General features: G+C 71.6%; 22 protein-coding genes. 13 read left to right on the top strand and 9 right to left on the bottom strand.

Annotated elements, in window-relative coordinates:
- Positions 1-63: 63 nt before the first annotated feature.
- Both OHS71_RS15910 and OHS71_RS15905 read left to right on the top strand, forming a co-directional pair.
- Positions 64-1,512, top strand: a complete 1,449-nt coding sequence (locus OHS71_RS15910) for an NAD(P)H-quinone dehydrogenase (protein WP_328480046.1) — start codon at positions 64-66, stop codon at positions 1,510-1,512.
- 188 nt (positions 1,513-1,700) lie between these two features.
- Complete coding sequence (locus OHS71_RS15905) at positions 1,701-2,666, top strand: DeoR/GlpR family DNA-binding transcription regulator (RefSeq protein ID WP_328480045.1); 966 nt, start codon at positions 1,701-1,703, stop codon at positions 2,664-2,666.
- A 258-nt stretch (positions 2,667-2,924) separates the two neighbouring features.
- On the opposite strand, the gene OHS71_RS15900 is transcribed toward OHS71_RS15905, so the two are convergent.
- Positions 2,925-4,697, bottom strand: a complete 1,773-nt coding sequence (locus OHS71_RS15900; protein WP_328480044.1) for an acetyl/propionyl/methylcrotonyl-CoA carboxylase subunit alpha — start codon at positions 4,695-4,697, stop codon at positions 2,925-2,927.
- 374 nt (positions 4,698-5,071) lie between these two features.
- Here OHS71_RS15900 and OHS71_RS15895 point away from each other — a divergent pair, with 374 nt between their 5' ends.
- The gene (locus OHS71_RS15895) at positions 5,072-5,566 is read left to right on the top strand and encodes a hypothetical protein (protein ID WP_328480043.1); all 495 of its coding nucleotides are present in this window, start codon (positions 5,072-5,074) and stop codon (positions 5,564-5,566) included.
- On the opposite strand, the gene OHS71_RS15890 is transcribed toward OHS71_RS15895, so the two are convergent.
- From OHS71_RS15890 to OHS71_RS15875, 4 genes are all read right to left on the bottom strand, one after another.
- Complete coding sequence (locus OHS71_RS15890) at positions 5,535-6,140, bottom strand: Maf family protein (RefSeq protein ID WP_328480042.1); 606 nt, start codon at positions 6,138-6,140, stop codon at positions 5,535-5,537. The two genes, OHS71_RS15895 and OHS71_RS15890, sit on opposite strands and share 32 nt — an antisense overlap.
- Before the next feature lie 77 nt (positions 6,141-6,217).
- Positions 6,218-6,346, bottom strand: coding sequence for a morphogenic membrane protein MmpB (gene mmpB, locus OHS71_RS15885; RefSeq protein WP_328480041.1), 129 nt, complete (start codon positions 6,344-6,346; stop codon positions 6,218-6,220).
- 195 nt (positions 6,347-6,541) lie between these two features.
- Entirely contained in the window at positions 6,542-6,751 is a 210-nt protein-coding gene (locus OHS71_RS15880; RefSeq protein WP_328480040.1) for an acyl-CoA carboxylase epsilon subunit, read from the bottom strand.
- Positions 6,752-6,759: 8 nt separating this feature from the next.
- The gene (locus OHS71_RS15875) at positions 6,760-8,373 is read right to left on the bottom strand and encodes an acyl-CoA carboxylase subunit beta (RefSeq protein ID WP_328480039.1); all 1,614 of its coding nucleotides are present in this window, start codon (positions 8,371-8,373) and stop codon (positions 6,760-6,762) included.
- Between the two features lie 110 nt (positions 8,374-8,483).
- Here OHS71_RS15875 and OHS71_RS15870 point away from each other — a divergent pair, with 110 nt between their 5' ends.
- The gene (locus OHS71_RS15870; RefSeq protein ID WP_328480038.1) at positions 8,484-9,350 is read left to right on the top strand and encodes a biotin--[acetyl-CoA-carboxylase] ligase; all 867 of its coding nucleotides are present in this window, start codon (positions 8,484-8,486) and stop codon (positions 9,348-9,350) included.
- Between the two features lie 115 nt (positions 9,351-9,465).
- Positions 9,466-10,617, top strand: coding sequence for an adenylate/guanylate cyclase domain-containing protein (locus tag OHS71_RS15865; RefSeq protein ID WP_328480037.1), 1,152 nt, complete (start codon positions 9,466-9,468; stop codon positions 10,615-10,617).
- 223 nt (positions 10,618-10,840) lie between these two features.
- Here the strand turns inward: OHS71_RS15865 and OHS71_RS15860 are convergent, their stop codons facing one another.
- Positions 10,841-11,518: a hypothetical protein gene (locus OHS71_RS15860; protein ID WP_328480036.1), complete on the bottom strand. Its 678-nt coding sequence runs from the start codon at positions 11,516-11,518 to the stop codon at positions 10,841-10,843.
- A 242-nt stretch (positions 11,519-11,760) separates the two neighbouring features.
- On the opposite strand from OHS71_RS15860, the gene OHS71_RS15855 reads away from it, so the two are divergent.
- The 3 genes from OHS71_RS15855 to hutH all read left to right on the top strand — a co-directional run bounded on the left by OHS71_RS15855 (position 11,761) and on the right by hutH (position 15,489).
- Positions 11,761-12,564, top strand: coding sequence for an enoyl-CoA hydratase/isomerase family protein (locus OHS71_RS15855; RefSeq protein WP_328480035.1), 804 nt, complete (start codon positions 11,761-11,763; stop codon positions 12,562-12,564).
- Positions 12,565-12,708: 144 nt separating this feature from the next.
- Positions 12,709-13,851, top strand: coding sequence for a GGDEF domain-containing protein (locus tag OHS71_RS15850; protein WP_328480034.1), 1,143 nt, complete (start codon positions 12,709-12,711; stop codon positions 13,849-13,851).
- A 99-nt stretch (positions 13,852-13,950) separates the two neighbouring features.
- The gene (hutH, locus tag OHS71_RS15845) at positions 13,951-15,489 is read left to right on the top strand and encodes a histidine ammonia-lyase (RefSeq protein WP_328484528.1); all 1,539 of its coding nucleotides are present in this window, start codon (positions 13,951-13,953) and stop codon (positions 15,487-15,489) included.
- A gap of 270 nt (positions 15,490-15,759) precedes the next feature.
- Here hutH and OHS71_RS15840 read toward each other — a convergent pair whose 3' ends face one another.
- Together OHS71_RS15840 and OHS71_RS15835 are read right to left on the bottom strand one after the other, a co-directional pair.
- Positions 15,760-16,545, bottom strand: coding sequence for a hypothetical protein (locus tag OHS71_RS15840; RefSeq protein ID WP_328480033.1), 786 nt, complete (start codon positions 16,543-16,545; stop codon positions 15,760-15,762).
- Between the two features lie 42 nt (positions 16,546-16,587).
- On the bottom strand, positions 16,588-16,968 hold the full coding sequence (locus OHS71_RS15835) for an LPXTG cell wall anchor domain-containing protein (RefSeq protein WP_328480032.1): 381 nt from the start codon (positions 16,966-16,968) through the stop codon (positions 16,588-16,590).
- 109 nt (positions 16,969-17,077) lie between these two features.
- Here OHS71_RS15835 and OHS71_RS15830 point away from each other — a divergent pair, with 109 nt between their 5' ends.
- From OHS71_RS15830 to OHS71_RS15810, 5 genes are all read left to right on the top strand, one after another.
- Positions 17,078-17,434: a hypothetical protein gene (locus tag OHS71_RS15830; RefSeq protein WP_328480031.1), complete on the top strand. Its 357-nt coding sequence runs from the start codon at positions 17,078-17,080 to the stop codon at positions 17,432-17,434.
- A 217-nt stretch (positions 17,435-17,651) separates the two neighbouring features.
- Positions 17,652-18,899: a L,D-transpeptidase gene (locus tag OHS71_RS15825; protein ID WP_328480030.1), complete on the top strand. Its 1,248-nt coding sequence runs from the start codon at positions 17,652-17,654 to the stop codon at positions 18,897-18,899.
- A gap of 175 nt (positions 18,900-19,074) precedes the next feature.
- Positions 19,075-20,529, top strand: a complete 1,455-nt coding sequence (locus OHS71_RS15820) for an ABC transporter permease (protein WP_328480029.1) — start codon at positions 19,075-19,077, stop codon at positions 20,527-20,529.
- A 50-nt stretch (positions 20,530-20,579) separates the two neighbouring features.
- Positions 20,580-21,266 carry an ABC transporter ATP-binding protein gene (locus tag OHS71_RS15815; protein WP_328480028.1) on the top strand — a complete coding sequence of 229 codons (687 nt, stop codon included), beginning with the start codon at positions 20,580-20,582 and terminating at the stop codon, positions 21,264-21,266.
- A gap of 158 nt (positions 21,267-21,424) precedes the next feature.
- On the top strand, positions 21,425-22,216 hold the full coding sequence (locus tag OHS71_RS15810) for a group II truncated hemoglobin (RefSeq protein ID WP_328480027.1): 792 nt from the start codon (positions 21,425-21,427) through the stop codon (positions 22,214-22,216).
- A gap of 92 nt (positions 22,217-22,308) precedes the next feature.
- On the opposite strand, the gene OHS71_RS15805 is transcribed toward OHS71_RS15810, so the two are convergent.
- Positions 22,309-23,214, bottom strand: a complete 906-nt coding sequence (locus tag OHS71_RS15805) for a helix-turn-helix domain-containing protein (protein ID WP_328480026.1) — start codon at positions 23,212-23,214, stop codon at positions 22,309-22,311.
- Positions 23,215-23,303 lie beyond the last annotated feature (89 nt).

The raw sequence follows: 23,303 nt of genomic DNA, 5'->3' as shown, positions 1-23,303 counted from the left end.
CTCTCGTAACAGTGGCGGCCCCGCGGCCCCCCGGGGCGAAACCACCGACGCCCGTGCGGGACAATGGAGTACGTGACTCGGATCGTGATCATCGGTGGCGGACCCGGCGGCTATGAGGCGGCGCTGGTGGCCGCGCAGCTCGGCGCGGAGGTGACCGTCGTCGACTGCGACGGTCTGGGCGGAGCGTCGGTGCTGACCGACTGCGTGCCGTCGAAGACCCTGATCGCCACGGCCGAGGTGATGACCACCTTCGACTCCTCGTACGAGGAGCTGGGCATCATCGTCGCCGACGACACCCCGCCGCTGGAGCAGGCGGCCCGGGTCGTCGGGGTGGACCTCGGCAAGGTCAACCGCCGGGTGAAGCGGCTCGCGCTCGCCCAGTCGCACGACATCACCGCCTCCGTCACCCGGGCCGGCGCACGGGTGCTGCGCGGGCGCGGCCGGCTGGAGGGCATGCAGGCCCTCGACGGCTCGCGCAAGGTCGTCGTCGCTGCCGCCGACGGCACCGAGGAGACCCTCACCGCCGACGCCGTCCTGCTCGCCACCGGCGCCCACCCGCGCGAGCTGCCCGACGCGCAGCCCGACGGCGAGCGCATCCTGAACTGGACCCAGGTCTACGACCTCGGCGAGCTCCCCGAGGAGCTCATCGTGGTCGGCTCCGGTGTGACGGGCGCGGAGTTCGCCGGCGCCTACCAGGCCCTCGGCTCCAAGGTCACCCTCGTCTCCTCCCGCGACCGTGTGCTGCCCGGCGAGGACCCGGACGCCGCCGCCGTCCTCGAGGACGTCTTCCGCCGTCGCGGCATGAACGTCATGGCCCGCTCCCGCGCCGAGTCCGCCAAGCGGGTCGGCGACCGGGTCGAGGTGACCCTGTCCGACGGCCGGGTCATCACCGGCTCGCACTGCCTGATGGCGGTCGGCGCCATTCCCAACAGCGAGGGGATGGGACTGGAGGAGGCGGGCGTCAAGGTCCGCGAGTCGGGTCACATCTGGACCGACAAGGTGTCCCGGACCACCGCCCCCGGGGTGTACGCCGCCGGTGACGTGACCGGGATCTTCGCGCTGGCCTCCGTCGCCGCCATGCAGGGCCGGATCGCCATGTACCACTTCCTCGGCGACGCGGTGGCCCCGCTCAACCTGAAGACCGTCTCCTCGAACGTCTTCACCGACCCCGAGATCGCCACCGTCGGCTACAGCCAGGCCGACGTGGACGGCGGGAAGATCGACGCCCGGGTCGTCAAGCTGCCGCTGCTGCGCAACCCGCGCGCCAAGATGCAGGGCATCCGTGACGGCTTCGTCAAGATCTTCTGCCGCCCCGGGACGGGGATCGTCGTCGGCGGTGTGGTCGTGGCGCCGCGCGCCTCGGAACTGATCCACCCCATCTCGATCGCCGTCGACAACAATCTGACGGTGGAACAGATCGCCAACGCGTTCACCGTGTACCCGTCCCTCTCCGGTTCGATCGCCGAGGTGGCGCGCCAGCTGCACACCCGGAAGGCGTCGGACGAGGGCTGACGGCCGGGTACGACTCCCCGGCGGTCACGGGGAGTTGACGGCCGGTCGTCGCCGGGTTGCCGGACATGCGGGGGGCATAGGCGCCGGAACTGGGCCCTATACCACTCCCCGTCCCTCTGTGCGAACAACTTCTACTATTCGGCGCAAAGAGCTGAAAGCAGACGGTCGTCCGCGTTACTGTCAGTTTCGTGTTCGCTGCAGAACGTCGTCAATTGATCCTCGAAATGGTGCGAGCGAACGGGGCCGTGTCGCTCCGTGAGCTCGCCCGCGTCGTCCAGACCTCCGAAGTGACCGTACGGCGGGACGTGCGCGCACTGGAGGCAGAAGGACTCCTCGACCGCCGGCACGGCGGTGCGGTATTGCCGGGCGGGTTCACGCGAGAGTCCGGCTTCCCGCAGAAATCACATCTCGCGACCGCCGAGAAGACCGCCATCGCGGACCTCGCCGCCAACTTCGTCGAAGAGGGCGAGGCCATCGTGGTGGGGGCGGGCACCACCACACAGGAGCTGGCCCGCCGGCTCGCCCGGGTGCCCGGACTGACCGTGGTCACCAACTCGCTGCTCGTCGCCCAGGCGTTGGCCCATGCCAACCGGGTCGAGGTCGTGATGACCGGCGGCACCCTGCGCGGCTCCAACTACGCCCTCGTGGGCAGCGGAGCCGAGCAGTCCCTCCAAGGACTCAGGGTGTCGCGGGCCTTCATCTCCGGGAGCGGACTCACCGCGGAGCGCGGGCTGTCCACGTCCAACATGCTGTCGGCGTCCGTGGACCGGGCGCTGGTCCAGGCCGCGGCCGAGGTGGTCGTCCTCGCCGACCACACCAAGCTCGGCACGGACACCATGTTCCAGACCGTGCCGACGGACGTCATCACCCGGCTGGTGACCGACGAGCCGCCGGCCCACGACGACCGTGCCGCCACCGAGTTGCAGGCCCTGGCGGACCAGGGGGTGCAGATCGCCGTGGCCGGGGCGTCGGGGAGCCCGGGGGGTGATGCGGTCCCGGCGCGCCATCAGCAGCAGCGTCGGGACGTGCCGTTGCCCGCGCCGCGCCGGGGTCAGGTGCCGGGTGCTGCCGCGGGGCTGCGCGCGGCTTCGATGCACGGTGAGCAGGCCCCTGGCGGGGAACGGGCGAGGGTCGCCGACATGCGCCGCCGTTGACCTCGGCGGTCGCCGGCGCCGGGTGACCTGGGGGCTCCGCCCTCAGACCCCCGTTCGGCCCTGAACGGGCCTCGTCCTCGAACGCAGGACGGGTTGAAAATTCACCGGACGGGCTGAAATTCATCAGGCGGTCCGGACTGCTGACCGGTGCTGCGAAAGGGCCGTCAGGGACAGGCGAGCCTGGTCGGCGGCGGCCGGGACGCCGAACGCGGCGAGGCGCCCGGGGAGCGGGCGCCTCGACACGGTTGAGCGGTGGGGTCAGTCCTTGATCTCGCAGATCGGGGCGCCCGACGTGATGGACGCGCCGATCTCCGCGGCCAGGCCCTTGACGGTCCCGGAGCGGTGGGCGTTGAGCGGCTGTTCCATCTTCATCGCTTCGAGGACGACGATCAGGTCGCCCTCCTTGACCTCCTGGCCCTCCTCGACGGCCACCTTGACGATGGTGCCCTGCATCGGGGAGGCGAGGGTGTCGCCGGAGGCCATGGGGCCGGACTTCTTGGCCGCGCGGCGCTTGGGCTTGGCGCCCGCCGCGAGACCGGTGCGGGCCAGGCTCATGCCGAGCGAGGACGGGAGGGAGACCTCCAGGCGCTTGCCGCCGACCTCGACGACGATCGTCTCGCGGTCCGTGTCGTCCTCGGCCTCGGCGTCGGCCGGGGCGGCGAAGGCGGGGATCTCGTTGACGAACTCGGTCTCGATCCAGCGGGTGTGGACCGTGAAGGGGGCGTCGGAGCCGGTGAGCTCCGGGGCGAACGCCGGGTCCTTGACCACCGCACGGTGGAACGGGATGGCCGTGGCCATGCCCTCGACCTGGAACTCCTCCAGCGCACGGGCCGCCCGCTGGAGCGCCTGCTCACGGGTGGCGCCGGTGACGATCAGCTTGGCCAGGAGCGAGTCCCACGCCGGGCCGATCACGCTGCCGGACTCGACACCCGCGTCGAGGCGGACGCCCGGACCGGACGGCGCGGCGAACGTGGTGACCGTGCCGGGGGCCGGCAGGAAACCCCGGCCCGGGTCCTCGCCGTTGATACGGAACTCGAAGGAATGACCGCGCAGCTGCGGGTCGCCGTAGCCGAGCGCCTCGCCGTCGGCGATGCGGAACATCTCGCGCACCAGGTCGATGCCCGCGACCTCCTCGGTCACCGGGTGCTCCACCTGGAGACGGGTGTTGACCTCGAGGAAGGAGATCGTCCCGTCGACACCGACGAGGAACTCGACGGTGCCCGCGCCGACGTAGCCGGCCTCCTTCAGGATGGCCTTCGAGGAGGCGTACAGCTCGGCCGTCTGCGCCTCGGAGAGGAACGGCGCCGGGGCCTCCTCGACCAGCTTCTGGTGGCGGCGCTGGAGCGAGCAGTCACGGGTGGAGACGACGACCACGTTGCCGTGGCTGTCGGCCAGGCACTGCGTCTCCACGTGCCGCGGCTTGTCCAGGTACCGCTCGACGAAGCACTCGCCCCGGCCGAAGGCGGCGACCGCCTCGCGGACGGCCGAGTCGTACAGCTCGGGGACCTCCTCCAGCGTCCGGGCGACCTTCAGACCGCGTCCGCCGCCGCCGAAGGCGGCCTTGATCGCGATCGGCAGGCCGTGCTCCCGGGCGAAGGCGACGACCTCGTCTGCGCCGGAGACCGGGTCGGGCGTGCCGGCGACCAGGGGCGCGCCGGCCCGCTGGGCGATGTGCCGGGCGGCGACCTTGTCGCCGAGGTCGCGGATGGCCTGCGGGGGCGGGCCGATCCAGATCAGGCCCGCGTCCAGGACCGCCTGCGCGAAGTCGGCGTTCTCCGAGAGGAAGCCGTAGCCGGGATGGACGGCGTCGGCTTCGGACTCCCGCGCCGCGTTCAGCACCTTCTCGATGTCGAGATAGCTGGTCCCGGGAGTGTCACCGCCCAGGGCGAACGCCTCATCCGCGGCGCGGACATGCAGAGCGTCCCGGTCCGGGTCGGCATAGACGGCCACGCTCGCGATACCGGCATCCCGGCACGCCCGCGCCACGCGGACTGCGATTTCGCCACGGTTGGCGATGAGCACCTTGCGCACGATTGAGGCTCCCTCCTTGAAACAAGCCGAGTTTAGGGACTGCCGACACGCCTCTTCGACCCGTCCCCAAAGGTGAGCTTGCCCACACGGAGCGTGATGCCAGGCTCACTCGACCGCGAAATCCCTTGTAGTACCGCCGTACGCAGCACTCCTCCGGCAAACCCTAGCCCTCTGATGTGGTCAAGGTCTCTGTGAGGGCGTGCTGCGGCACACTCCGTTTCTTTGTGGAGTCCCTACGAATGGCCCAATGATTCTTTGCCGCGCGCAGAACCCTTGTCCCACCGTTTACCCGTTAGTAGCGTTCGGGGTGTCTCGAACGTAGATGAGGCGGCAACACGCTTGCTCGGGTCTGGGTCGAAAGTGGGTGGGGAGCGGTGGTGCGCAGACCGGTGGCGTGGGTCGTGGCGGTCGTGCTCTTCGCGGAGGCGCTCGGCGTCGCCGCGCTGAACTGGTTCATGGGCGTCGTGGTGGACCGGCAGGACATGTCCCTGGCCGGCCTGGACCCGGACGTGATGGCGACGTCCTCGAAGGTCGGCGGGATCCTCTTCGGCCTCTACTTCGCCCTGTGCGCCCTCGTGGCCCTGCTGGTGGCCCTGCGCGACCGCGCGCCCGCCGGGTTCGGCCGGGTCCTGCTGATCAGCGCCGCGGTCGTGCACGCCCTGCTGGGCGCCTTCGCGTGGGGTCTGCTGGGCTGGACGCAGTTCCTGTTCATGGTGGTCGTGCTCACCCTGATCGTGCTGCTCCTGATGACCTACGACGCCCAGGAGAGCCCCGCCGCCGCGCAGCCCGAGGACAGCAAGGGCGACGGCGGCGGTACGCCGGTCGCGCCGGCGCCGGTTACGCCTCCGACGGCGCCCACAACTCCGTGATGCCGACCCCCAGGTGCGCCAGCAGCCGGCGCACCAGGGGCAGGCTGATGCCGATGACGTTGCCGTGGTCGCCGTCGATGCCGTCGATGAACGGGGCCGAGCGGCCGTCGAGGGTGAACGCCCCGGCGACGTACAGCGGTTCGCCCGAAGCGACGTACGCGGCGATCTCCTCGTCCGTCGGCTCGCCGAAGCGGACGACGGTGGAGGCGGTCGCGGAGGTGTAGCGCCCGCTGAGGGTGTCGTAGACGCAGTGGCCGGTCTGGAGCGTCCCGGCCCGGCCGCGCATCGCCTTCCAGCGCGCGAGGGCCTCCACGGCGTCCGCGGGCTTCCCCAGCGCCTCGCCGTCCAGGTCGAGCACCGAGTCGCAGCCGATCACCAGCGCGCCCTTGACCTCGGGCTTGGCGGCCACGACGGAGGCCTTCGCCTCGGCGAGGGCGAGCGCCAGCTCGGCCGGGGTGGGGGCGGTGACGGCGTCCTCGTCGACCCCGCTCACGATGACCTCGGGGGTCAGGCCCGCCTGGCGCAGCAGGTTCAGTCGGGCGGGGGACTGGGAGGCGAGGACGAGTCGGCGCATGCGGTCAGCCTAGTGCCGTGCCGGGCGTCGCGAGCCGGTGAACCCCTCCGGTCACGGCACGGGCGGCGCGGCGCGGTCTACCGGATCCCCAGCACGATCATCGCTATCACCATGGCCAACGCCAGGAAGAGGCCGAGTCTGCGCAGGGTCTCCTGCATCTCGCGCAGTTCCTCGGGGGGCTCGTTCTCGGGGTCGGACCACAGCATGCCACCAGCGTGGGGCCCGCCAGGGGGCGCGGGCCTGAGTACTCGTACTCAAGTTGCGGGCCCGCAGCCGTTCACCCGGGGTTCGGGTGATGTCGCGGTGTTCGTCGGCTGTGGGCCGGCCGGGGCCTGCCGCGCCCGCGCGCGGAGCCGTAGGTCGCTACGGCCCCGCGCCCCTGACATGCGGGTCGGCCGCCCCTAGGACGGCCAGTAGGTCCGCGTCCAGGACGCCTGCCCCGGCTGCGGCACCCGGTGTCCCGCGATGCGGGCCGGGTCGGACCACGCGTCCCTCGGGATCTCCGCGCCGGACGGCGTGGACGCTGCCGCCGCGGCGCGGGCCCGGACCACCGCCAGGGCGGCGGCCAGCTCCTCGGGCGTCGGGTTGCCCCGTACGACCTTGATCGTCATGACGGCTCCTAGAGGGGGATGTTGCCGTGCTTCTTCGGAGGGAGGGATTCCCGCTTGGTGCGCAGTTGACGCAGGCCGCGCACGATGTGCCGACGGGTGTCGGACGGCATGATCACCGAGTCGACGTAGCCGCGCTCGGCCGCGATGTACGGGTTGAGGAGGGTGTCCTCGTACTCGCGGATCAGCCGGGCGCGCACCGCCTCCAGATCCTCACCGCCCGCCGCCGCCTCGGCGATCGTGCGGCGGTGCAGGATGTTGACCGCGCCCTGGGCGCCCATCACGGCGATCTGGGCGGTCGGCCACGCCAGGTTGATGTCCGCGCCCAGGTGCTTGGAGCCCATGACGTCGTAGGCGCCGCCGAAGGCCTTGCGGGTGATGACGGTGATCAGCGGGACCGTCGCCTCCGCGTAGGCGTAGATCAGCTTGGCGCCGCGCCGGATGATGCCGTCGTGCTCCTGGCCGACGCCGGGCAGGAAGCCGGGCACGTCCACGAAGGTGATGACCGGGATGTTGAAGGCGTCGCAGGTGCGGACGAAGCGGGCCGCCTTCTCCGAGGCCGTGATGTCCAGACAGCCCGCGAACTGCATCGGCTGGTTGGCGACGATGCCGACCGGGTGGCCCTCGACCCGGCCGTAACCGGTGAGGATGTTCGGCGCGAACAGGGCCTGCGTCTCGAAGAACTCCGCGTCGTCCAGGACGTGCTCGATCACCGTGTGCATGTCGTACGGCTGGTTCGCGCTGTCCGGCACGATCGTGTCCAGCTCCAGGTCCTCGTCGGTGACGGACAGGTCCGCCTCCTCCGGGAACACCGGGGCCTCACTGAGGTTGTTGGACGGCAGGTACGACAGCAGCTGCTTGACGTACTCGACGGCGTCCTTCTCGTCGCCGGCCATGTGGTGCGCCACGCCCGACACCGAGTTGTGGGTGCGAGCGCCGCCCAGTTCCTCGAAGCCGACGTCCTCGCCGGTGACCGTCTTGATGACGTCGGGGCCGGTGATGAACATGTGCGAGGTCTGGTCCACCATCACCGTGAAGTCGGTGATCGCGGGGGAGTACACCGCGCCGCCCGCGCACGGGCCGACGACCAGGCTGATCTGCGGGATCACACCGGACGCGTGGGTGTTGCGGCGGAAGATCTCGCCGTACGCGCCCAGCGAGGCCACGCCCTCCTGGATGCGGGCGCCGCCGGAGTCGTTGATGCCGATGACCGGGCAGCCGGTCTTCAGCGCGAAGTCCATGACCTTGACGATCTTCTGGCCGTACACCTCGCCGAGGGCGCCGCCGAAAACGGTGAAGTCCTGGGAGAAGACGGCGACCGGACGGCCGTCGACCGTGCCGTATCCGGTGACGACGCCGTCTCCGTACGGGCGGTTGTTCTCCAGACCGAAGTTGGTGGACCGGTGCCGGGCGAACTCGTCCAACTCGACGAAGGAGCCGTCGTCGAGGAGCAGATCGATGCGCTCACGGGCCGTCAACTTGCCCTTGGCGTGCTGCTTCTCGACGGCGCGTTCCGAACCGGCGTGCGTCGCTTCTTGGATGCGCCGCTGGAGATCCGCGAGCTTGCCCGCGGTGGTGTGGATGTCGATCCCTGGGATCTCGTGGCGCTCTTCCGGCTCGGACATCGGGATACGGCTCCCTGCCTGCTCAAAAGGGGGGACGGTTACTCATCCGTAGAGTAGTGCTGGCCCTGGGGATCGGCAGTGCGGCATTCAACACACCTAGGGTGGCTTGCATGACACCGCGAGATGCAGCAGACGCCGGCGGCGGCCGGTGGTCCGATCTGGACCGTCCGCCCCTCAACGCCCCGGCGCTGCGCCGGGCGCTGGTACGGGAGGGCGGCCTGTGGTCACAGGTGGACGTGGTGCAGAGCACCGGTTCCACCAACTCCGACCTGGTGGCGGCGGCGAGCGCGGGCAAGGCGGCCGAAGGCGCGGTCCTCGTCGCCGAGGAGCAGACCTCGGGGCGCGGCCGGCTGGACCGCCGGTGGACGGCGCCGCCGCGGTCCGGGCTGTTCTTCTCCGTGCTGCTCACCCCGCGCGAGGTGCCGGTGGCCCGCTGGGGCTGGCTGCCGCTGCTCACCGGCGTCGCCGTGGCGACGGGCCTGTCCCGGGCGGCGGGCGTGGACACGGCACTCAAATGGCCCAACGACCTCCTGGTGACCGTCGGGGGAGAGGAACGCAAGGCCGGCGGCATCCTCGCCGAACGGGCCGGACCCGAGGCGGTCGTCGTCGGCGTCGGCCTCAACGTCAGCCTGCGGGCCGACGAGCTCCCCGTGCCCCTGGCCGGATCGCTGGCGCTGGCCGGCGCGGTCAGTACGGACCGGGACACGCTGCTGCGGGGCGTCCTGCGGTCGCTGGGGGAGTGGTACGGCCGCTGGCGGGAGGCCGGCGGCGACCCGGCGGCCAGCGGTCTCCAGGAGACGTACGCCGCCGGGTGCGCGACGCTGGGACGGACGGTACGGGCCGAGCTGCCCGGGGACCGGTCGATCGTCGGCGAGGCGGTCGCGGTCGACGGGGACGGACGGCTTGTGATCGCCACGGAGGAAGGGGTACAGGAGCCGGTGGGGGCGGGAGACATCGTGCACCTGAGGCCGGCGTGACGTGAGCGCCGGGCCTCGTGCCCCGGTCGGACGGAACGGAGTGAGCTGGCGCACACCTGCCGTAGAGTTGAGGCCGGTCGATACCTGACCGCGGAAGATCGGAAGGGCAGCAGGCGTGACCGTCGACGACACGGGCTCCGGCGCGGACGCGGACGGCCGGCGAAACCTGCCGGCCGCCGAATCCGGCGAGCCGGGCGACCCCGGTGAGGACCCGCATCCTCTCGCGCTGCGCCTCGAACAGCTCATCCTCGGCGCCGAGCGGCGCTACACCCCGTTCCAGGCCGCGCGCAGCGCCGGCGTCTCCATGGAGCTGGCGTCGCGTTTCTGGCGGGCCATGGGCTTCGCCGACATCGGGCAGGCGAGGGCCCTCACCGAGGCCGACGTCCTCGCCCTGCGGCGGCTGGCCGGCCTCGTGGAGGCGGGGCTGCTGAGCGAGGCGATGGCCGTGCAGGTGGCGCGGTCCACCGGGCAGACCACCGCCCGTCTGGCGGAATGGCAGATCGACTCCTTCCTGGAGGGCCTGACCGAGCCGCCCGAGCCGGGCATGACCCGCACCGAGGTCACGTATCCCATCGTCGAGCTGCTGCTGCCCGAGCTGGAGGAGTTCCTCGTCTACGTCTGGCGCCGGCAGCTGGCCGCCTCGGCGGGCCGGGTCGTGCAGGCCGCCGACGACGAGGAGATGGTCGACCGGCGGCTGGCCGTCGCCTTCGCGGACCTCGTCGGCTTCACCCGGCTGACCCGGCGCATGGAGGAGGAGGAGCTCGGCGAGCTCGTCGAGGCCTTCGAGACGACCGCCGCCGACCTGGTCGCCGCCCGTGGCGGGCGGCTGATCAAGACGCTCGGCGACGAGGTGCTCTACGCGGCCGACGACGCCGGCATCGCCGCCGACATCGCGCTGCTCCTCGTCGAGACGATGAGCAACGACGAGACGATGCCCGAACTGCGCGTCGGCATGGCCTTCGGCACGGTCACCACCCGGATGGGCGATGTCTTCGGCACGACGGTCAACCTGGCCTCGCGGCTGACCTCGATAGCTCCCCGTGACGCCGTCCTCGTCGACAGCGCCTTCGCCGAGGAACTGATCCGCACCGGCGACGCCCCGGCCTCGGAGGCCGAGGCGGCGGAGGAGGCGGCCGCCGCGGAGAAGGAGGGCGAGGAGCCGCCGAAGTACCGCTTCGCGCTCCAGCCGATGTGGCAGCGCCCGGTGCGCGGTCTCGGCGTGGTCGAACCCTGGCTGCTGACCCGGCGCAACGGCGTCGACGACTGATGCGGTGACCGGAAGGGCCGGCCGGAAGGCCCGCGGCGTCCGGTGCGGTGTGTCGGAGGGCGGAGCATCGCCCGTGTCATGGATGCACTCGGGTGACGCGACAGCGCGGCGTGGGGGACCCCCGGCCGAAGGCTGGGGGAGTGCCGTGCCGGGCGTCGCGAGCCGTTGAACCGGTCGCGGCAGGGCCGCGGCGAAAGCCGCGTCGAGGGCACCGCGTCGGCGGTCAGAGCTTCGGCACGGCGGCGACCAGCGGGTTCACGCAGAGACCGATGACGGGGACGCAGACGTCGGGCCGGCGCGGGTCGGCGGGTTTCTCGGGCGCGGGGGTGGCCGGGGCGGGCGCGGGCGCAGCCGGCGGCGTGGGCCGCGGGGTGGCGGTCGCCGAGGGCGCCGGAGCCCGTGGCGGGGGCGCCGCCGGGCTGTAGGTGGCCCCCGGGGTCAGGGCGACGGACGTCGGCGAACCGGGGACACCCGGGAGCAGGCCGACGTCGGACGCGGCGGGGGCGGCGGGGGTGGGACTCGCTCCGCCCATCGGGCTGGGCGCGGTCGGCGAGGGCGTGGCGGTGGTGCCCGGCCGGTCGGCGCCCGGCGGGCGGTCCGCACCGGTGGGGGCGTCGACGCCGGTGTCGGTCTCCGTGCTCGCGACGGGGTCGGGCTGGGACTCCGCCTCCGCGGTGCCCGGACCGCCGACGCCGCCCGGGTCTGGGGTCAGCCGGACGAGGCTCAGCACTCCGGCGGCCAGTGCGAGGCCGCCGGCGGCGAACAGCACCTTGCGGGGGCGGGGACGGCGGTGCCGGCCCCGGGGGCGCGGCGCCCAGAGTCCGCCGGTCTCCTCGCCGGCCGGCTCGTCCCGAGCCGTCTCGTAGGACCCGGTCCACGTGCTCACCGGTGTGCTCGTCATCGCGTTCTCTCCCCGGTGCGGTCGCGGCCCCCGGTGCGCCGGGGCGGACGCACGTTATGCGCTCCCGTGGGCGGTGCGGGGGGAGTTGGGCGGGATGTCACCCGAACGGGTGGGCGGTGCAGGGCGGGGACGAGGGGAGCCGGTCCGCCCTTTCGTCTCCCGGCCCCGGCTGCGATGATCGGGTGAGCGTTGTTAACCCGCGTTAACCGGAGGGTGTCGTGAGCGGTGTCGGGAGCGGTGGCATGAGCGAGGAGCGGTTCGGGGAGTTCGTCCTCGTGCGGCGGCACGGGGACGGTGGGCACGTCGCCGAGCTGGTCCTCGACCGGCCGAAGGCCATGAACGCGGTCTCCACCGACATGGCCCGGTCGATCGCCGGGGCGTGCGCGGCGCTGGGCGCGGACCGGGACGTGCGGGTGGTCGTGCTGACCTCGACGCACGAGCGGGCGTTCTGCGTCGGCGCCGACCTCAAGGAGCGGAACTCCCTCAGCGACGCCGAACTGCTGCGGCAGCGGCCGCTCACGCGCGGTGCGTACACCGGGGTGCTGGAGCTGCCGGTGCCCACGGTCGCGGCGCTGCACGGCTTCGCGCTGGGCGGCGGGTTCGAACTGGCGCTGGCGTGCGACGTCATCGTGGCCGACCCGACGGCCGTGGTGGGGCTGCCGGAGGTGTCCGTGGGCGTGATCCCGGGCGGCGGCGGCACCCAGCTGCTGCCGCGCCGGGTGGGAGCGGCGCGGGCGGCCGAGCTGGTCTTCACGGCGCGCCGGGTGGAGGCGGCCGAGGCGCGGGACCTGGGCCTGGTGGACGTTCTGGTGGAGGAGGGGCGGGACCGCGAGGAGGCGCTGGAACTGGCCGGGCGGATCGGCGCCAACTCGCCGGTGGGGCTGCGGGCGGCGAAGCGGGCGCTGCGCCTCGGGCAGGGGCTGGACCTGCGGGCCGGGCTCGAGGTCGAGGACGCCGCGTGGCGGTCGGTGGCCTTCTCCGGGGACCGGGCGGAAGGGGTCGCGGCCTTCAACGAGAAGCGGAAGCCGCAGTGGCCCGGTGAGTGAGAGGGCGCGTGCTGCCCGGTGGTGGGGCGGGGGAGCGGGCGAGTAGGGGGCGGCGGGGGGCGCGCGGGCGGGTACGGCCGTGCCTCTCACTCTCCGTGGCCCTTCGGTGTCCCCTTTTGAACTGAATGTCCCTAGCCTGGGGAGATGGGTGAGGACAGACGCCTGGTGGCCGTGGTGGCGCTCGCGCAGGGGATGGCGGCCGCGCACACCCCCCGCGAGTCATGGCGTGCGGCGGCTCTCGGAGCCTGCCAGGCGCTGTCCGGAGGCTTCGCGGCCCTCTCGGTCTGGGAGCGGGATCTCGGGCGGCTGCGCGTCCTCGTGAACGTGGGGGACCGGGCAGCCGACGAGGACGAGTTCCCGGACGCCGAGGCGTATCCGGTGCATCAGTTCCCGGAGATCACCGAGTTCCTGCACGAGCGCTGGGTGGCCGGGGGCGAGCCCAACGCCTGGGTGGAAACGGCCCGCGGCCCCGCCGCCGGACGCCCCGGCTACTGTCACCAGAGGGTCGCCGCACTGCGCCGCCGGGGCCGGAGTTCCTGTGTCGTCGCGCCCATCGTGCTGCACGGCCGGGCCTGGGGCGAGCTGTACGTCGCCCGTCCGGTGGGCGCCGCCGTCTTCGACCGGGCCGACGCCGACTTCGCCACCGTCCTCGCCGCCGTCGTCGCCGCCGGGCTCGCCCAGACCGAACGGCTGGAGGAGGCCCGCCGTCTCGCCTTCACCGACGCCCTCACCGGTCTGGCCAACCGCCGCGCCGTCGACGTACGGCTGGAGGCGGCGGTCGAGCGGCACCGCCTGGAGGGGATCGTGGTCAGCCTCGTGGTGTGCGACCTCAACGGGCTGAAGCGGGTCAACGACACCCGCGGGCACGCCGTCGGCGACCGGCTCCTCGAGCGGTTCGGGTCGGTGCTGTCGCTGTGCGGGGCCATGCTGCCCGGCGCGCTGGCCGCCCGGCTCGGCGGCGACGAGTTCTGTCTGCTGGCCGTCGGGTCGCCCGCCGACGATGTCGTCCATGTCGCCGACGACCTCTGCCGCCGGGCCGGGGAACTGGAGCTCGGTGAGGGCGTGGCCTGCGGGGTCGCCTCCACCCAGGACCCCATCGGGCCCGTGACCTCCGCCCGTCGGCTGTTCCGGCTCGCCGACGCGGCCCAGTACCGGGCCAAGGCCGTGCGGGCCGCCCGGCCGGTGGTCGCCGGGCGGGCGGGCCCGGACGACCCCGTCGTACGCCTCGCCGACGAGCCGCCCCGGGAGCGGACCGGCGAGCGGCGGCGGTTCAGGGGGCGGCGCTGAGGAAGCGGCCGCCGACGGTGTGACCTATTCGGTAAGGGGTGAACCGCGCACCCACTGGTGACATCCAGGTCTTCACTGCGTACGCTCCTGAATATGGATATGCACACTGTGGTGGTGGGGACGTCCGGGGTGACCGCGTCCGACGTGCTCGCCGTGGCCCGCGACGGCGCCCGGATCGAACTCTCCGCGGAGGCGGTGGCGGCCCTCGCCGCGGCCCGCGAGATCGTGGACGCGCTGGCGGCCAAGCCCGAGCCCGTCTACGGCGTCTCCACCGGGTTCGGCGCCCTCGCCACCCGGCACATCAGCCCGGAGCTGCGCGCCCGGCTCCAGCGCAACATCGTCCGCTCGCACGCCGCCGGCATGGGCCCGCGGGTCGAGCGCGAGGTCGTCCGGGCGCTGATGTTCCTGCGGCTGAAGACCGTCTGCTCCGGACATACCGGCGTGCGGCCCGAGGTCGCGCAGACCATGGCCGACATCCTGAACGCCGGCATCACCCCGGTCGTGCACGAGTACGGCTCCCTGGGCTGTTCCGGCGACCTGGCCCCGCTCTCGCACTGCGCCCTCACCCTGATGGGCGAGGGGGACGCCGAGGGCCCCGACGGTGTGGTGCGCCCGGCCGGTGAGCTGCTCGCCGAGCACGGCATCGCCCCGGCCGAACTGCGCGAGAAGGAGGGTCTCGCGCTCCTCAACGGCACCGACGGCATGCTCGGCATGCTGGTCATGGCCCTCGCCGACCTCGACATGCTCTACAAGTCCGCCGATGTCACGGCGGCGCTCAGCCTGGAGGCGCTGCTCGGCACCGACAAGGTGCTCGCGCCCGAGCTGCACGCCATCCGCCCGCACCCGGGGCAGGGCGCCTCGGCCGCCAACATGCTGGCCGTGCTCGCGGGTTCGGAGCTCACCGGCCACCACCAGGACGATGCCCCCCGGGTCCAGGACGCCTACTCGGTGCGCTGTGCCCCGCAGGTCGCCGGGGCCGGCCGCGACACCATGGCGCACGCCCGGCTCGTCGCCGAGCGGGAGCTGGCCTCGGCCGTCGACAACCCGGTGGTGCTTCCCGACGGCCGTGTGGAGTCCAACGGCAACTTCCACGGGGCGCCGGTCGCCTACGTGCTGGACTTCCTCGCCATCGCCGTCGCCGACCTGGCCTCCATCGCCGAGCGGCGCACCGACCGGCTGCTGGACAAGAACCGCAGCCACGGCCTCCCGCCGTTCCTCGCGGACGACGCCGGTGTCGACTCCGGACTGATGATCGCCCAGTACACGCAGGCCGCGCTGGTCAGCGAGCTGAAGCGGCTGGCCGTACCGGCGTCCGCCGACTCGATCCCGTCCTCCGCGATGCAGGAGGACCATGTGTCGATGGGCTGGTCCGCGGCCCGCAAGCTGCGCACCGCCGTCGACAACCTCACCCGGGTGATCGCCGTCGAGCTGTACGCCGCCACCCGCGGGGTGGAGCTGCGCGAGGGACTGACCCCGGCGCCGGCCAGCCGGGCCGTCATCGAGGCCGTCCGCAAGGCGGGCGTGCAGGGCCCGGGACCGGACCGGTTCCTCGCGCCCGACCTCGCGGCGGCGGACGCCTTCGTGCGCGACGGACGGCTCGTCGCCGCGGTGGAGGCGGTCACCGGACCGCTGCGCTAGTGCCGCGACAGGCAACGTTCGCCCCGTCGCGACGCCCGGCACGCACTCTCGCCGCACCGGCCGAAAGCCCAGGTACGTCCAGTACGAGGACTTCCGGCCGGCACGCCGAGAGCACGCACCGGACGCCGCTCCTTGACGGGCAAACGTTGCCCGCCGCGGCACTAGAGCGGTGGGGCCCCGCCGCACGGATGTGACGGCGGGGCCCCTGCGCGTTGCGGCCGGTCAGCCGGTCAGCCGGTCAGCCGGTCAGTCCGTCGGCGGGCCGGCGGGTCACTTGAGCTTGGCGACCTGTGCGTCGACCACGGCCGCCGGGATGTCGCCCATCTCGCCGCCCTTGGAGAACGCGGCGAAGTTCACCGTGTAGAACGAGGCGAGGGTGTTGCCCTTGCGCACCACCACGGTGTGGAAGGTGGCCGTGCCTTCGCCGTCCATGTCGACGTCCTCGGAGAACGCCACCGTCTCGTCGCCCTTCGTGGCGCCCTTCTCGGCGGCGACCTTGGTGACCTTCGACTTCTCGCCGTCCGCCGCCAGGCCGTACCCGCCGGCGCAGGCCGTCACGCCGTCGGAGACGGCCTTCATGGCCTTCTCGGCGCCGTCGCCCTCGTACGAGGAGAGGCCCACGAACGTCAGGTCGACGTCGAAGGCGGCCTCGATGTCCGTGGGCTTCGCGGTGGCGGCCGACGACTTGTCCTCGGAGACCGTGTTGCTGGCGTTCGCGTCCGTGTCGCCCGGGGCGAGACCGGCGGTGGCCCAGGCGAGCGGGTCGCAGGCCGGCTTGTCGGTCTTCACCTGCTTCTTGGAGGCCGGGAGGGTGTCATTGCCCGAATCGACCTTGTAGCCCTTGAGTTCGCCCTGCGCGAGCAGCAGCTTCTCCAGCTCGGCGGTGGTGAGCGCCTTCGCGGCCGGAGCCGACGAGGCGGGGGCGGACGAGGACGACGATGCCTTGGGATCCGCGGATTCCTTCGATCCCTCGTCCGAACACGCGGTAAGGAGGGAGAGCGACAGTGCACCCAGTGCGGCAGTGGCGCACAGCCGCGCCCCCGATGATCTCTTCATGGGCGAACTATGAAGAAGCTGTCAAAGAACAGTCAAGTTAATTCAAAAACCCAGACGTTCCCGGCGAACGGAATAAACCACGAAACCCGCGCCCAGTGCTAGCAGGGTGGTCCCGCCGACGACGTACGGGGTCGTGTCGAAGCTTCCGGTGTCGGCGAGCCGGGTGCCGTCGTCCTCCGTGGTGCCGGCCAGCGACTCGGCGGTCGTACCGGCCGCGTCGTCGACCCTGGAGCCGGTGGCGCGGTAGGCCGCGGCGTCGGTCGCGGTCGTCGAAGCGACCCGGGCCTGGGTCGTGACCTGTGTCGTCGTGACCGTTCTGACCGGGGTGTCCTGGGACGCGTTCGCGGACGGGACGAACCACAGGGCGCCCAGCAGGGTCCCCGCGGCGGTGGCGGTCAGCAACGAACGTCGAGCGGATGACACGGAATATCGATCCCCTTGTGGCGCTGGCGAATTGGCCGTGTGACCTGATGCTAATGAAAGTCACGGGTCGCGGGAAAGTTACGGGAGCCGTGAGCCGTACGCTCCGGCCATGAGCACTGAAGAGACATCACGTTTTGTGCGGCTTCGGGTGGAGATTCTCCTCGAGGTGCACGACGAGGACGCCGTGACGCAGGCGGCGCTGCGGCGGCTCGCCGACGACGCGGAGATCCCGGACGCCGAACGCGCGCACACCGAGGGTGCTGTGACGGAGGACACCGCGGAGGCCCTCGCCTATCTCGTCGACCCCTTCGACCTGGTGGGCGAGGTGCCCGGGGTGGAGCTCCAGCAGGCCTCCTGGTCCAGTGAACGGGTCGAGCACGACCCGGATTCGGCGGAGTGGGACCTCGACGAGGATGATGTCGGCGAGGATGACGAGGCGGACGGTGAAGTGGGCCGCATCGGCTGAGCGTTCCGGGAAACTCGTGACCCCGGACGGCAACCGCCGACCGGGGTTTCGTCGTCTCAGCAGGCGCACGAACCGACACCCGCACCATCCGCACACCGCGAACGTGGCGTGCCCCACACCTTCGGGAATGTGGAACGGGACGTACCGGTCGTAGCGTTGATGTTCCTGACGGGGACTCTCTGGGTTCTGGCAATCGGCAACGATGGAGAAGCGTGTGATGACGGACAGTAGGCGGCGCAGGGGTCTGATGACCGCGTCCGCCCTGCTCGGCGGTGTTCTGGTGCTCTCTGCGTGTTCCGGCGGCGACAGCGGCGCCTCCGACGGTGGAGGGAGCTCCTCGCAGGCCAAGGCCGACGAGGCGGCGGCCAAGAAGTCCTCCGAGGCCCAGATCAAGATCACACCCGCGGACGGCTCGGACAACGCCTCCATCAACAACTCCGCGGCCGTCACGGTCAGCAAGGGCACGCTCACCGCGGTGACGATGACCACCACCGAGGGCACCGCCGTCGAGGGCGCGCTCTCCGCCGACAAGACCAGCTGGAAGCCGAACACCCAGCTGGAGCGCTCCACCACGTACAAGGTCGCGGCCGAGGCGAAGGACGCGAGTGGCCTCGTGGCGCACGAGAACGCCTCCTTCACGACGGTCTCCCCGAACAACAGCTTCATAGGCAACTTCACGCCGGAGAACGGCTCGACCGTCGGCGTGGGCATGCCCGTGTCGATCACCTTCAACAAGGCGATCACCAACAAGGCGGCCGTCCAGAAGGGCGTCACGGTCACCTCCACCAGCGGTCAGGAGGTCGTCTGCCACTGGTTCTCCACCCAGCGGATGGACTGCCGTCCCGAGGACTACTGGAAGGAGAACTCCACCGTCACGCTGAAGCTCGCGCTCGACGGGGTGGAGGGCGCGGACGGTGTCATCGGTGTCCAGCAGAAGACGGTCACCTTCAAGGTCGGCCGCAACCAGGTCTCCTATGTCGACGCCAAGACCAAGCAGATGAAGATCACGCACAACGGCGCCGTCATCAAGACCATCCCGATCTCCGCCGGCTCGCCCGACAACAAGACGTACGAGGGCCAGATGGTGATGTCGGAGAAGTTCAAGGAGACGCGCATGAACGGCGCGACCGTGGGCTTCACCGACGACGACGGCAAGGGCGAGTACGACATCAAGGACGTGCCGCACGCCATCCGCCTCACCAACTCCGGCACCTTCGTGCACGGCAACTACTGGGGCGCGAAGTCCGTCTTCGGTTCGGTGAACACCAGCCACGGCTGTGTGGGCCTGTCCGACACCAAGGGCGCCAACGACTCGGGCACCGCGGGCTACTGGTTCTACACCCACTCGATCGTCGGTGACGTCGTGGTGGTCAAGAACACCGGCGACAAGACCGTGGCCCCGGACAACGGCCTCAACGGCTGGAACATGGACTGGGCCCAGTGGAAGGCGGGTTCGGCCGTCTGAGACGGTTCCTGACGGTCCGACGGCAGGTCGGGCGGTCGGTCCGACAGTCCTCGCACAGTTTTCCGGTGCCGCCCCCAGGGGCGGCACCGGTGTTTCCGGGGTCGATCACAGCCTTCTCATCGTTCTCTTATTACGGCCTTATCCCTTCATCACGCGCCGTACCTACCGTGCGGCCATGTTCTTCACCTACCTGAGGCGCGAACTGCGCCGCCGCAGAAAGGCGGCCCTCGTCGTCGCCTCCGGGCTCGCGCTGGGCATCGCGCTGGTCATCGTGGTCACCTCCGTGTCCTCCGGCATGGGGAAGGCCCAGGACAAGGTTCTCCAGTCCCTGTACGGCCTCGGTACGGACATGACGGTCACCAAGGCCGCCTCGCCGACCGCGAGCGCCTCGGACCGGCCGCGCTTCCAGTTCGACGCGCAGGACAACGGCTCCGACGCGGAGCAGAGCACCGACCGTGTCATGGTGCAGGGCTTCCAGACCCTGTCGGCCTCGACCGTCACCGAGGTCGGCGAGCAGAGCGGTGTCTCCGACGCGGTCGGCGGACTAAGCCTCCAGGTCCTCAAGGTCAACGGCCAGTTCACCCGCGGCCAGTTCCAGCAGAACGGCGAAGCGGGCGGCGGTGGCCGGCAGGGCGGCGGCAACGGCGGGCCGCAGGGTGAAGTGCGGGGCGGCGGCGCCAACTTCGACGTCAACAGCTACTCCGTCTACGGCACCGACGTCACCCGTCCCGCGCTCGGTCCGCTGACCTCCTCGACGCTCACCGGCGGCCGCACCTTCAAGTCCTCGGAGAGCAACGGCAAGGTCGCCGTCGTCGACTCGGCGTACGCCAAGGAGAAGTCGCTCAAGGTCGGCTCCACGCTCACCATCAGCAGCGTCAAGTTCTCGGTGATCGGCATCGCCACGGCCGACAGCGGAGACGCCGCTGCCAACGTCTACATCCCGCTGACCCAGGCCCAGACGCTCAGCGACTCCAAGGGCAAGGTCACGACGATCTACGTCAAGGCGACCGACTCCCAGAAGATCGGCAGTGTCAAGTCGACCATCCAGAAGAACGTCTCGGGCACGACGGTGACGACCTCGGCCGACCTCGCGGACACCGTCTCCGGCTCGCTCTCCACGGCCTCCTCGCTCGCCACCAACGTCGGCAAGTGGCTGTCCATCGCGGTCCTGATCGCCGCGTTCCTGGTCGCCGGACTGCTCACCTCCTCGGCGGTCTCCCGCCGCGTCCGTGAGTTCGGCACGCTGAAGGCGCTGGGCTGGAAGTCCGGCCGGGTCACCCGGCAGGTCGTCGGCGAGGCCATGGTCAACGGTCTGCTGGGCGGTGCCCTCGGCATCGCGCTGGGCCTGGCCGGCGCGTACGCCGTGACCGCGATCAGCCCGACGCTTCAGGCCCAGCTGGGCGGCGGAGGCGGCGGCCAGGGCGGCCCCGGAGGCGGGGGCGGCTTCGGCGGCTTCGGCCGCCGGGCGGCGGCCAAGACCCTCGACGTGGCGCTGACGGCGCCGGTGAGCGCCACCACGGTCGCCATGGCGGTCGGTCTCGCCGTGGCCGGCGGTCTGATCGCGGGAGCGTTCGGCGGCTGGCGCGCCTCGCGGCTGCGTCCCGCGGACGCCCTGCGCCGCGTCGAGTAGCCGAGCCGCTGCCCCCAACCCTCATATGCGACCCAGGAGTTGTTGTCCCCATGTACGAACTCAGAGGCGTCACCAAGCGCTACACCCGGGGCAAGGAGACCGTCCACGCCCTCGACGGCGTCGACCTGACCATCCCGGACGGCGACCGGCTCGTCATCCAGGGCCCCACCGGCGGCGGCAAGTCCACGCTGCTCCAGATGATCGGCGCGCTCGACCGGCCCACCGAGGGCGAGGTCGTCCTCGACGGCGTCGACCTGGCCAAGCTCTCCGAGGCCAGGCTGACGAAGGTGCGCAGCGAGAACATCGGCTTCGTCTTCCAGTCCTTCAACCTCATCCCGACGCTCAACGCCCAGGAGAACGTCGAGACGGCCCTCGTCCCGCTGGGCGTGAAGGTCAGGGAGCGACGCGAACGGGCCGCCGAGGCGCTGAGGTCCGTGGGCCTGGGCGAGCGCCTCGGGCATCTGCCGTCCGAGATGTCCGGCGGCCAGCAGCAGCGCGTCGCGATCGCCCGCGCGCTGGTGAAGCAGCCGAAGGTGCTGCTCGCCGACGAGCCCACCGGCAACCTCGACGAGAGCATGCGCGACGAGATCATGGACGTGCTGTACGCGATGTGGAAGGAGCACGGACTGACCTTCATCATGGTCACGCACGACTCTGCGATCGCGAAGAAGGCCCCGCGCCTGGCCACGATCCGCAAGGGCAGGATCACGGTGAAGGAGAACGCGGCGTCCAAGTGAGCGGTCTCGGGAGAGCGTCGGGGGGCCGTGCCGGGGGGCTCCGGGGCCGTGCCGGGGCCGCGCCCCGGAGGGCCGGGCCGCCGCCGGTTCGCTGAGCGCTGAGCGAACGCCCGCCGGAAGGGGAGCCTCCGACGGGCCGTTCGTGCTTGCGTGGCCCCATGACGGCACCCGAGACAGCCACGCCCCGCACCACGGTCGAGTACATCCGGTACCGCATCCCGCAGGAGCGGTCCGCGGAGTTCCTGGCCGCGTACACCCGAGCCGCGCGCGAGCTCGCGGCCTCCCCGCACTGCGTCGACTACGAACTCGCCCGCTGCGAGGAGGACTTCGGACACTTCATTCTGCGGATCACCTGGACGTCGACCGAGGACCACCTCAAGGGCTTCCGGGCCTCGGACCTGTTCCCCGCCTTCCTCGCGGAGATCAGGCCGTACGTCGGGGACATCGACGAGATGCGGCACTACAAGGTCACCTCGGTGCGTGGAGCGGGCTCCGCCGTGCCCACGCTGTACGAGTGGGCGGGCGGGGCGGAGGCCTTCACCCGGCTCACGGACGCCTTCTACGCCAAGGTGCTCCGGGACGACCTGCTCGCGCCGGTCTTCGAGGGCCTCGCCCCCGAGCACGCCGAGCACGTCGCCCTCTGGCTCGCGGAGGTCTTCGGCGGGCCGGGGAGCTACTCGGCGACGCAGGGCGGCCACAGTCACATGGTCGCCAAGCACTTCGGGCGGGACATCACCGAACCCCAGCGCCGCCGCTGGGTCAACCTCATCCAGGACGCCGCCGACGAGGCGGGGCTGCCGGCCGACGCCGAGTTCCGGTCGGCGTTCCTCGCCTATGTGGAGTGGGGCACGCGGCTCGCCGTCCATTTCTCCGGCCCGGACGCCAAGCCGCCCGCCGAACAGCCGGTCCCGACGTGGGGCTGGGGCGCGGCTCCGCCGTACCGGGGCTGACGGCCGAAACCCGGCCTTCCGGATATCACGGGTCGCGCACTCCGCGGTGAGGCGCCCGGCGGGCGGTGGGCGGCGGGCAGTGGGGGCGACTCTCAGGCGGACGGTGTCTGGGAGCCGGCCCCCGCCCGTGTCGCGTCCGCGCCCCAGCTCGCCAGCAACCGCAACGCCTCCGCCGAGGCCGAGCCGGGCTCCGCGTGGTAGGTGAACAGGGTCCGTTCGGTGTCCCCGGCCACCCTGAACCCCTCGAAGTGCAGGGAGAGTTCACCGACCAGCGGATGCCTCAGCAGCTTGACGCCGTGACTCTTCTCCTTGACGTCGTGGGTCGCCCACAGCCGCCGGAAGTCCTCGCTCTTCACGGACAGCTCACCCACCAGGGCGGAGAGCCGGGGATCGTCCGGGAAGCAGCCCGCGTCCATGCGCAGGACGCAGACGATGTCGATCGCCTTCTGCTCCCAGTCCACGAAGAGGTCCTGGTAGGCGGGGTGCAGGAAGACCAGCCGCGCCCAGTTGCGCTCCGCCGCCGGGAGCTCCGCCCAGTCGCCGAAGAGCGCCGCCGCCATCCGGTTCCAGCCCAGGATCTCCGAGCGACGCCCGACCAGATACGCCGGCACCGAGTCGATCGCGTCCAGCAGCTGCCGCAGCGCGGGGCGGACCTGCTGGGACGGCCCGCTCTGCTTCTTCTTGTGCTTCGGCTTGGCGAGGTGGGTGAGATGCGCGTGCTCGGCGTCGGAGAGCCGCAGCGCCCTGGCGATCGAGTCCAGCACCTCCGCCGACACGTTCCGGCCGTTGCCCTGCTCCAGGCGTGTGTAGTACGCCACGGACACCCCGGCCAGCTGCGCCAGCTCCTCGCGCCGCAGACCCGGCACCCTGCGGTGCCGTCCGAAGTCCGGCAGGCCCACGTCCTCCGGCTTCAGCCTGGCCCGCCGGGTACGCAGGAATTCGCTGAGCTCGGCACGCCGGTCCAGGGAGGCGCCGGGCGGTTCGGGGCGTTCGTCCATGCCGTCCAGTATTCATGGTCGTACGCACACGATCCTGACCCCGCCAGTGGTAGGCACAGCAGACGTACGTCGAGGTGTGACCTGGGTGA

Origin of the sequence: Streptomyces sp. NBC_00377 (assembly GCF_036075115.1) — a bacterium.
Classification (GTDB): domain Bacteria; phylum Actinomycetota; class Actinomycetes; order Streptomycetales; family Streptomycetaceae; genus Streptomyces.
The sequence above is the reverse complement of the archived record's forward strand: the minus strand, read 5'-3'. Positions and strand labels throughout refer to the sequence as shown.